At 66.6% G+C, this 8923-nt stretch carries 11 protein-coding genes; 1 reads left to right on the top strand and 10 read right to left on the bottom strand.

Annotated features, from left to right (window positions below):
* Both AC6RA4_RS20030 and AC6RA4_RS20035 read right to left on the bottom strand, forming a co-directional pair.
* On the bottom strand, positions 1-640 hold a 640-nt coding region (locus AC6RA4_RS20030), incomplete at its 3' end, for a methylmalonyl-CoA mutase family protein (RefSeq protein ID WP_500163361.1).
* Positions 603-1535 carry a hypothetical protein gene (locus AC6RA4_RS20035; protein WP_500163363.1) on the bottom strand — a complete coding sequence of 311 codons (933 nt, stop codon included), beginning with the start codon at positions 1533-1535 and terminating at the stop codon, positions 603-605. The genes AC6RA4_RS20035 and AC6RA4_RS20030, both read right to left, overlap by 38 nt.
* 148 nt (positions 1536-1683) lie before the next feature.
* Between AC6RA4_RS20035 and AC6RA4_RS20040 the strand changes: the two genes are divergently transcribed.
* Positions 1684-2136 (top strand): DUF4174 domain-containing protein, encoded by a 453-nt coding sequence (locus AC6RA4_RS20040; protein WP_500163364.1) that lies wholly within the window; start codon positions 1684-1686, stop codon positions 2134-2136.
* 165 nt (positions 2137-2301) lie between these two features.
* Here the strand turns inward: AC6RA4_RS20040 and AC6RA4_RS20045 are convergent, their stop codons facing one another.
* The 8 genes from AC6RA4_RS20045 to AC6RA4_RS20080 form a co-directional block, all read right to left on the bottom strand.
* Positions 2302-3315, bottom strand: a complete 1014-nt coding sequence (locus AC6RA4_RS20045; RefSeq protein ID WP_500163366.1) for a hypothetical protein — start codon at positions 3313-3315, stop codon at positions 2302-2304.
* 7 nt (positions 3316-3322) lie between these two features.
* Positions 3323-5323 (bottom strand): acetyl-CoA carboxylase biotin carboxylase subunit, encoded by a 2001-nt coding sequence (locus tag AC6RA4_RS20050; RefSeq protein ID WP_500163367.1) that lies wholly within the window; start codon positions 5321-5323, stop codon positions 3323-3325.
* Positions 5324-5459: 136 nt separating this feature from the next.
* Entirely contained in the window at positions 5460-5669 is a 210-nt protein-coding gene (locus tag AC6RA4_RS20055) for a hypothetical protein (protein WP_500163369.1), read from the bottom strand.
* Between the two features lie 355 nt (positions 5670-6024).
* On the bottom strand, positions 6025-6387 hold the full coding sequence (locus AC6RA4_RS20060; RefSeq protein WP_500163371.1) for a hypothetical protein: 363 nt from the start codon (positions 6385-6387) through the stop codon (positions 6025-6027).
* A 489-nt stretch (positions 6388-6876) separates the two neighbouring features.
* On the bottom strand, positions 6877-7014 hold the full coding sequence (locus AC6RA4_RS20065) for a hypothetical protein (RefSeq protein ID WP_007798398.1): 138 nt from the start codon (positions 7012-7014) through the stop codon (positions 6877-6879).
* A 214-nt stretch (positions 7015-7228) separates the two neighbouring features.
* Positions 7229-7618 (bottom strand): DUF6497 family protein, encoded by a 390-nt coding sequence (locus AC6RA4_RS20070; RefSeq protein WP_500163373.1) that lies wholly within the window; start codon positions 7616-7618, stop codon positions 7229-7231.
* A complete protein-coding gene (locus tag AC6RA4_RS20075; RefSeq protein ID WP_500163375.1) occupies positions 7615-7953 on the bottom strand; it encodes a hypothetical protein in 339 nt (112 codons plus the stop codon). Before AC6RA4_RS20075 ends, AC6RA4_RS20070 begins: the two co-directional genes overlap by 4 nt.
* 23 nt (positions 7954-7976) lie before the next feature.
* Positions 7977-8923, bottom strand: a 947-nt coding sequence (locus AC6RA4_RS20080) for an acyl-CoA carboxylase subunit beta (protein WP_500163376.1), incomplete at its 5' end; no start/stop codon positions are given.

Below are 8923 nucleotides of genomic sequence, written 5' to 3' on the forward strand. Positions count from 1 at the left end.
CGATGATGTCGGAGATGATCCGCATCGAGGGTTCGGGCGGATAGATATAGGTGTTCCGCACCATGAACTCTTTCAGGATGTCGTTCTGGATCGTACCCGAGAGCAGCGCGCGGTCGTGGCCCTGCTCCTCGCCGGTGACGATGAAATTGGCCAGCACCGGGATCACCGCGCCGTTCATCGTCATCGAGACCGAGACCTTGTCGAGCGGGATGCCGTTGAACAGCACCTTCATGTCCTCGACCGAGTCGATCGCCACGCCGGCCTTGCCGACATCGCCGACGACGCGCGGGTGATCGCTGTCATAGCCGCGGTGGGTGGCGAGGTCGAAGGCCACCGAGACGCCCTGCTGACCGGCGGCCAGCGCCTTGCGGTAGAAGGCGTTCGATTCCTCCGCGGTGGAGAAGCCGGCATATTGCCGGATCGTCCAGGGCCTTCCGGCATACATGGTCGCCTTCACGCCGCGGGTGAAGGGCTCGAAGCCGGGAAGCTCGCCGACCTGCGGCAGCCCCTCGACATCCGCCGCCGTGTAGATCGGCTTGACCTCGATGCCCTCCAGCGTCTTCCAGGTCAGATCCTCGAGCGGGCGGCCCCGCAGCTCCTTTTCAGCGAGTGCCCGCCAGTCGTCCACCTTGGCTGTCATCGTCCTGTCCTCTCTTCTGTGAAGCCGGCGGCCAGTGCCTCCTGTCCCTGCCGGGCTTCGGGTCCTCTGTCAGTCGTGCCAACCCGTCCGCCCCGGCCATGAGCCAGAACAGATCGTCGGCATAGGTTTCCTGCATCCGGGCCGCCTGCGCGGGGCTGAACGGGCGCCAGGCGCCCTGCCCCGGGGGCAGCGGGAAATCGTCGTGCCGCGCGGCCAGCGCCGCGCGCAGCTCCGGCAGCGTTGGGCTGCGATGCGCCCAGATGCCCTGCGGCGGCAGCGGCGGTGCCTGCGTCAGGCCCGATGCCGCGCAAAGCAGCGCATCGGGGCGTGCCGCGAAGGTCTCGAACCGCGTCACCACCAGCTCGGTGCGCGGCAGGGCGCAGGCGATGTCGGCGATCACCGCGCGCCAGCCTCGCGGGCTCTGCGACAGCTGGTCCAGCCGCGCGGGCGACGGCGGTGCGACGCCGCGCGCCACCAGAAAGGCCAGCGCCGAGGCCCACCACGCCTCGGGCGAGCGGATCTGCAGCACCACGCGGTCCACCGAGCCGAAAGCGGCGCGCATCCGCTGCAACCGCACCCCGGCGTCGGGGTAGAGTGTGCCCGCGCGCAGGCAGGCCCGGGGCGTGCCCAGCATGTTCTCGTCCGAGACCAGCAGCCGCGCCACACCGCGCCGCGCCGAGGCCTCTGCCGCCACACGCACGCGCCTCTGCGCCTGCCGAAGATCGCCCGGCAGCGCCTCGGCCCCGATCAGGCCGTGAAACAGCCCCTTGCGGGTGCGCCAGGGCCCCCAGAAGCCGGTGCCCTGCGCCTCGAGCGCCGACGCGGCGCCGCGCAGATAGGTCTGGAAGCTCGTGCTTCCGGTGCGGTGCGCGCCCACGTGCAGAATGATCTGCATCTGCCCCAACCCTCATGGAAACGATCCGCGGCATCATGCGCAGCCCTCCATGAGAATGCGGTTAAACCCGGAAAAATCGTCGCGACACCGCGGCAAACGTTGTGAACTCGGCGACCCCGTGCCTATATCTCTGGGCATGAACCGCCGCATGACCCTCGCATCGCTCGTCTTTTTTACCCTCACCGCAAGCTTCGGTGCGGCGCAGGGCGCCGAAACGCCGGACACGCTCGACGAGATGATCCGGCCGGCGGGAGACTCGACGCTAGACGAGTTCCTCTGGGTGAAGCGGCCGCTGGTGGTCTTCGCCGACAACCCCGCCGATCCGCGATACGTGCAGCAGATGCAGCTGATCTCCGAGCGGCTCGACGCGCTCGAGGATCGCGACGTGGTGGTGATCACCGACACCGATCCCTCGGCGGACACGCCGATCCGGCACACGCTCCGGGCGCGCGGCTTCATGTTCGTGCTGATCGCCAAGGACGGCACCATCCTGCTGCGCAAACCCGCGCCGTGGGACGTGCGCGAGATCTCGCGCTCGATCGACAAGCAGCCCCTGCGAAAGCAGGAGGTGCGCGACCGCCGCGCCCTGCCCGCGCAATGAGCCGCGCGGTGCGGATGATTGAATTTCACACCGTCCCGGGCTATATCTGAGCCATGGGCAAGCTCATCACATATCTGCAGCGGATCTTCCTCAAGCCGCTTCCAGAGCCGGTCGAACGCTCTCCGCATCGTTCCGGCCCGAAGATCAGCTACTGAATCCAAAGACTTAATCATTGGACCGCTCCGCATCTCCGGAGCGATCTGACCTGCGCGATTCGTCCGCCCCCGCGGGCACGAGCGCCGCGAAATCCGGCCGCGCGCGGCTGGTGTCGGCCTCTGCCAGAAGGCGGAACACCTCCTGATCCTGCTTGTGTGGCCGCGTGCGCGCGTTGAGCGCCAGCCAGGCCTGACAGCCGACCCGCACGGTCTGCAGACGCACTTCCTCGAAATCGAAATAGATCTCGGCCCGGCGCGCCCGCCCCAGCCGGCGATAGGCCGCGCCATTGAGATCCTGCGCCAGCCGCTGCACGTCGCCAAGCTGGGTGTAGAAGCCGATCACCGGCTGCATCACCTCCTCGGGCAGCAGCTGCAGGTTCGGCGCCAGCGTGGTCAGAACCACCGGCTCCTTGCCGCTCGGGATGAAGGGCTCGTAGCCCTCCTCGGCGATGCGCTCCGCCACGCTGCGGCCGCGCGCGTCATGGCCCAGCATGGTCGCGGTCAGCGCCTCGAGCCGTGCGTCGGCCGCCGAGGGCGCCGAGCGCTCCCAGAGCTCGAGGATGTCGGACAGGTAATCGAACACCTCCGAGCGCAGCGCCAGCAGCGTCTCGTTCAGCGCCTTGTCGCGGGCGCTTTCCTCGCGCCATGTCTGCACGAGGAAGGTAAAGACCCAGCCCGCGGCGACCACGCCGCCGGCCATCAGCCCCTGATAGAGATACCGCGGGTTTTGCGCGTTCCCGTTCGCCATGCCGTCGATCACCGGCAGCAGCGCCAGCACCGAGGCGACACCGAAAAGCGCGATGGGGGCGGCAACAAGCGCCGCCTTCCACAACACCCGCAGCACCTTGGCATCGAAGATGCAGTAGGCCACCAGCAGCACCGCCGCAAAGCTCACGAGCCGTTGCGGCAGGCTCTCCGGAAGCCTTGGCCAGACGAACAGGATCAGGCAGGCCAACGCCACCAGAACCGGAGCGACGACGCGCTCCAGCCTGAGGCCGCCATATGCCCGCTCCTGCCCGCCCATGCCGGAGTTACTCGAACTCCATGATCACGTCGTCGACCGCGAGGCTGTCGCCCGGGCCGGCGTTGATCTTCTTGACCACACCGGTGCGCTCGGCGCGCAGGATGTTCTCCATCTTCATCGCCTCGACGGTGCAGAGCGCCTGGCCCTCCTGCACCTCGTCGCCCTCGGCCACGTTCATCGAGACGATGAGACCCGGCATCGGGCAGAGCAGCATCTTCGAGGTGTCGGGCGGCAGCTTTTCGGGCATCATCCGCGCAAGCTCGGCCTGACGCGGGGTGCGCACGTGCACCTTGAGATCGGCCCCGCGCGAGCGGATGCGGAAGCCGCCCGAGATCTTGCCGACCTTGAGCACCAGCGGCTTGCCGTCCACCACCATGTGGGCCAGCGCCTGCCCCGGCGTCCAGTCGCCATCGACGCGGATTTCGCCACCGTCGGCAAAGGTCACGGTCGAGCCGGCCTTGTCGGCGGCGATGGTCACGTCAAAGCTCTCGCCCTGCAGCGAGATGTTCCAGACGTCGCCGACCTTGCGCTCGTGGTTGTCGAGCGTGCCCGAGATGCGGGTGCGCCGGATCTCGGCCACCCGGTTCATCGCCGCCGCAGCCGCCGCCACTTCGCGCAGCTTGGCGTCCGACAGGGTCACCCCCTCGAAGCCGTCGGGATATTCCTCGGCGATGAAGGCGGTGGTGATGTTGCCGGTGATGAAGCGCTCGTGGTCCATGACCGCCGCCACGAAGGGCAGGTTGTGGCCGATGCCCTCGACCTCGAAGCTGTCGAGCGCGTTGCGCATGGTCTCGATCGCGGCCTCGCGGGTCGGACCCCAGGTGCAGAGCTTGGCGATCATCGGGTCGTAATACATCGAGATCTCGCCGCCCTCGTAGACGCCGGTATCGTTGCGCACGATGCCCTCGCCCAGTTCCCCCTCTGCCGGCGGACGGTAGCGCGTCAGGCGGCCGATGGAGGGCAGGAAGTTGCGGTAGGGATCTTCGGCGTAGAGCCGGTTCTCGATGGCCCAGCCGTTGATGCCGATATCGTCCTGGGTGATCGAGAGCGGCTCGCCATTGGCGACGCGGATCATCTGCTCGACCAGGTCGATGCCGGTGATCAGCTCGGTGACCGGGTGCTCCACCTGCAGGCGGGTGTTCATCTCGAGGAAGTAGAAGTTCTTCTCGCCGTCGACGATGAATTCCACCGTGCCGGCAGAGGTGTAGCCCACCGCCTTGGCCAGCGCGACCGCCTGCTCGCCCATCGCCTTGCGGGTCTCGGGGTCGAGGAACGGGCTCGGCGCCTCCTCGACGACCTTCTGGTTGCGGCGCTGGATCGAGCATTCGCGCTCGTTCAGCCACAGCCCGTTGCCATGGGCGTCGCAGAGCACCTGGATCTCGATGTGGCGCGGCTGGGTGACGAATTTCTCGATGAAGATGCGGTCATCGCCGAAGGAGCTGGCCGCCTCGTTCTTCGACGACTGGAAGCCCTCGCGCGCCTCCTGATCGTTCCAGGCGATGCGCATGCCCTTGCCGCCGCCGCCGGCGGAGGCCTTGATCATCACCGGGTAGCCGATCTCGCCGGAGATCTTCACCGCCTCGTCGGCGTCCTCGATCAGGCCCATGTAGCCCGGCACCGTGCTGACGCCGGCTTCCTTGGCGATCTTCTTCGAGGTGATCTTGTCGCCCATCGCCTCGATCGCGCCCTTGGGCGGTCCGATGAAGGCGACGCCGGCGGCCTCGAGCGCATCGGCGAATTTCGGGTTCTCCGACAGGAAGCCGTAGCCCGGGTGCACCGCCTGCGCGCCGGTGTCCTTGATCGCCTGCATGATCTTGTCGATCACGATATAGGACTGGTTGGCCGGCGGCGGGCCGATATGCACGCCCTCGTCGGCCATCGCCACGTGCAGCGCGTGCTTGTCGGCCTCGGAATAGACGGCCACCGTCTTGATGCCCATCTTCTTCGCGGTCTTGATGACCCGGCAGGCGATCTCGCCCCGGTTGGCGATCAGGATCTTGTCGAACATCTTCGTCCCTTTCCTACGTATTCCTCAGGCCCTGCCCGTGCGGGGAGCGGCCACGAAAAAAGCCACCGGAGCGCGCGGCTCCGATGGCTTCGATGTTGTGCTGGCCGCCGCGCGGGGCGCGGCGGAGATCAGGCGATCAGTTGCAGTATTGCGGGGTGACATCGTCGCAGACGACGCCTGCGGTCGCGCCCACGGCAGCGCCGATGGTGCCGTCACCGCCCACGGCGCGGTCGATGAGATAGCCGCTGCCAGCCCCGATGCCGGCGCGGCCGAGATCGGACGTCTCGCAGGCTGCGACGGTGAACAGGCCAAGGATGGCGGCGATGCGAACGGCGTATTTTGCCATGGAAAAAATTCCCTTAGATTCAGTTGAGTGGTCGCAAGATCAACGCCACAAATCTGAATTGGGTTCCACGCAAATTTCACGGTCGTCGCGACACCGGCGACGGCCTGCCGAGCGCCGGCGGAAACCCGCACGGGGCCATGACGCTGCGGAAAAAGAAAGGCGGACGACGGGCCAGGGGATGTGCCGCGCCGCCCGCGAGGGGAAGGGTAACGGTGTTTGCCCGGGCCTCTGCGGTGGCACCGGACAACTCGCAACACCTCGACCTTGCCTGAGTCGGCAACACACGCATAGCGGTATTCGCCGAACGCCCTCGCGTCGGCGCTGCTCCGCTCAGCGCGGGCCGGGACAGGCAGCATCACGCCCAATCGTCGTTCTCCTCGAAGGCTTCGGGAAAGGATGCGCGCGCGGCCTGCTCGTCGATCACCAGCAGCGAGTCGTAGCTTGCGGGATCGAACGGGTCGTCATAGGGCAGCACCTCGCGCCCGAAGAGCCAGCTCAGCCGGCCAGCATCGAGATTGCCGCGCTCGAAGGGTTCGGTCCCGAAATGCGCCCAAAGCGACGCCATGAAGGCGAGGTCCGCGCGTTTGTCCGCCGACTTCCGATCGCGGAAGCGCTCGCGCCGCGTCAACGGCGTGACCCCGCGCGGGTTGGCGCGGCGGATGACGAACTGGTAATCGGTTCCGGGAAGACGGCCGGGAAAGCCGCGATGTTTCAGCATGTTGCCCTCTCAAGACGGAGCGGGCGCGCATGCGCCTGACCGACGGTCACATCCCGGTCGCCAAGGTGTGCGAGACCGCCCTGAGGCAGCCCACCACGAAGAGCCGGTCTGATTGCGGGTCTCGGGATCGCTCCGGTTCTGATTCTGATTTTCGTTCTGGGTCTCGTTACGGCTGCCACTGCCGCTGCCGTCGTCTGGCACGTCGGTCGGCTCGGCGCCAGCATCGGACGCGCGCCCCCTGTCACAGAGCGGCGGCTCGGGCCGAGGCCAAGCACGGGCAGCGAGGCCCTGCGCCTGAGCAAAGACCGCGACGAATGAGACTGTTGGTGGAACTCTTGACCTCCCGCTTGCTGCAACGTCGCCTGAGTTACGTCGAACCGGTGCGTCGAACAGTAGCAATCGCGGGAAGGACAGCCATGATCTCGGTCAACAAGACCTTGAGATCGCTGGGCCGGAAGATGGGCGGGCCCGAAAGCCCGCCCAGCAGTATTACTTGTACTTGCCGGTGTAGACGGGCTCGGTCGTGATCGGCTCCGGATCGACGACAACGAACTCTTCTTCCTGCTGGCCGCACGCGGCGAGACCGAACAGACCAAGCATTGCAAGCACTTTGATGCTCTTGGACATCTTTTTCTCCTGTCACATTCAACGGAACCGACATGAGCCTCCGGCCCTGCCCGTCCTCGTTCCGAGGTTTCGATTGCTTGGGTGCAATCAATCCCCAACATAGCCCAATCTGTGACAGGACAATATCGAACATGCGCGCATAGGTCGATTTGTGGCAGCAAAGCCTCAAAGATGAGCGGAACTAAGCTTCTGCCAGCAAGATGTTGTGGGAGCATCAAAAAGCCTCCCAGATGCAGCGACCTTCGCTGACCGAATAAGCCTCGAAATATTGGATCACGTCGGGATTCGCCTGCCCGAATTCGACCGGCGACTCCATCAGCGAGATCATCACCCGCGGCGGCTGCGGACCGATCACCGAGATCCGCGGCAGCGCGAATTCCTGGCACAGCAGATCCATGTCGGCAGACACCTCGGCGAATTCACGCGGGGCCGGGCCGCCGATCTCGGGGGCCACGAAACGGAAGCGGTAGGTCAGCGCCCCGCCCGGCTGATCCCAGATCATGTCGTGAAAGCGGACCTCCATGCCCGAGGGCACGGCCACGGCCTCGCCCAGCGCCGGAAGCGACGAGGCCGAGAGCAACATGAGCGTTGACCAGAAGCTCATCGCGCCCACCTCAGCCAGCGGGCGCGGTTGCGCGGATCCTCCAGCACGGCAACGAGCCGCGCCTCGGCCTGCGCGCGCGGGGCGGCGCCATCGAGCTGACCACCGGCGCGCAGCACCGTCGCGCCGGCCTCTTCGGTGACGGAGACGCAGGGCGAGAAGCCGCGCAGGGATTGCAGCGCACGCCAGAGATCCTGGCGCACCTGATGCGCCAGTCGGGCCTTGCGGCCAACCGGCGGCAGCCGCGTCTCGACGCTCAGGTCGAAACGCGCCGGCCAGCGGCGGGCGAGGATCAGCTCACCCTGCAGCTCCTGCGTATGCCAGCCCTTGCGGCGCATGGCTCCCCTCCCCCAAGGCCTGCTCAGAGCGGGATATTGTCGTGCTTCTTCCACGGGTTGCTGAGCGTCTTGTTGCGCAGCATCGCGAAGGCACGGCTGACCCGGCGACGGGTCGAGCGCGGCTGGATCACCTCGTCGATGAAGCCGCGTTCCGCTGCCACGAAGGGGTTGGCGAAGCGATCCTCGTAATCCGCCGTATGCTTGGCGATCTTCTCGGCATCGCCCAGATCGGCACGGTGGATGATCTCGGTCGCGCCCTTGGCCCCCATCACCGCGATCTCGGCGGTGGGCCAGGCATAGTTCACGTCGCCGCGCAGGTGCTTGGAGCTCATCACGTCATAGGCGCCGCCATAGGCCTTGCGGGTGATGACCGTCACCTTCGGCACCGTCGCCTCGCCATAGGCGAAGAGCAGCTTGGCGCCGTGCTTGATGACGCCGCCATATTCCTGGCCGGTGCCCGGCAGGAAGCCCGGCACGTCGACGAAGGTCAGGATCGGGATCTCGAAGCAGTCGCAGAAACGCACGAACCGCGCGGCCTTCTTCGAGCTGTCGATGTCGAGACAGCCGGCGAGCACCATCGGCTGGTTCGCCACCACGCCCACGGTCTGGCCCTCGAGTCGGATGAAGCCGGTGATGATGTTCTTGGCGTGCTCTTCCTGAATCTCGTAGAAATCGCCTTCGTCGGCGACCTTCAGGATCAGCTCCTTCATGTCGTAGGGCTGGTTGGCGTTCTCGGGGATGATGGTGTCGAGCGAGCCCTCGACCCGCGCCACATCGTCGAAGAACGGCCGCACCGGCGGCTTCTCACGGTTGTTGAGCGGCAGGAAGTCGACGAGGCGGCGCACTTCGGCCAGCGCCTCGACGTCGTTCTCGAAGGCGCCGTCGGCGACCGAGCTCTTCTTGGTGTGGGTCGAGGCGCCGCCAAGCTCCTCGGCGGTCACCACCTCGTTGGTCACGGTCTTCACCACGT

The sequence above is a fragment of the Salipiger sp. genome (assembly GCF_059781815.1).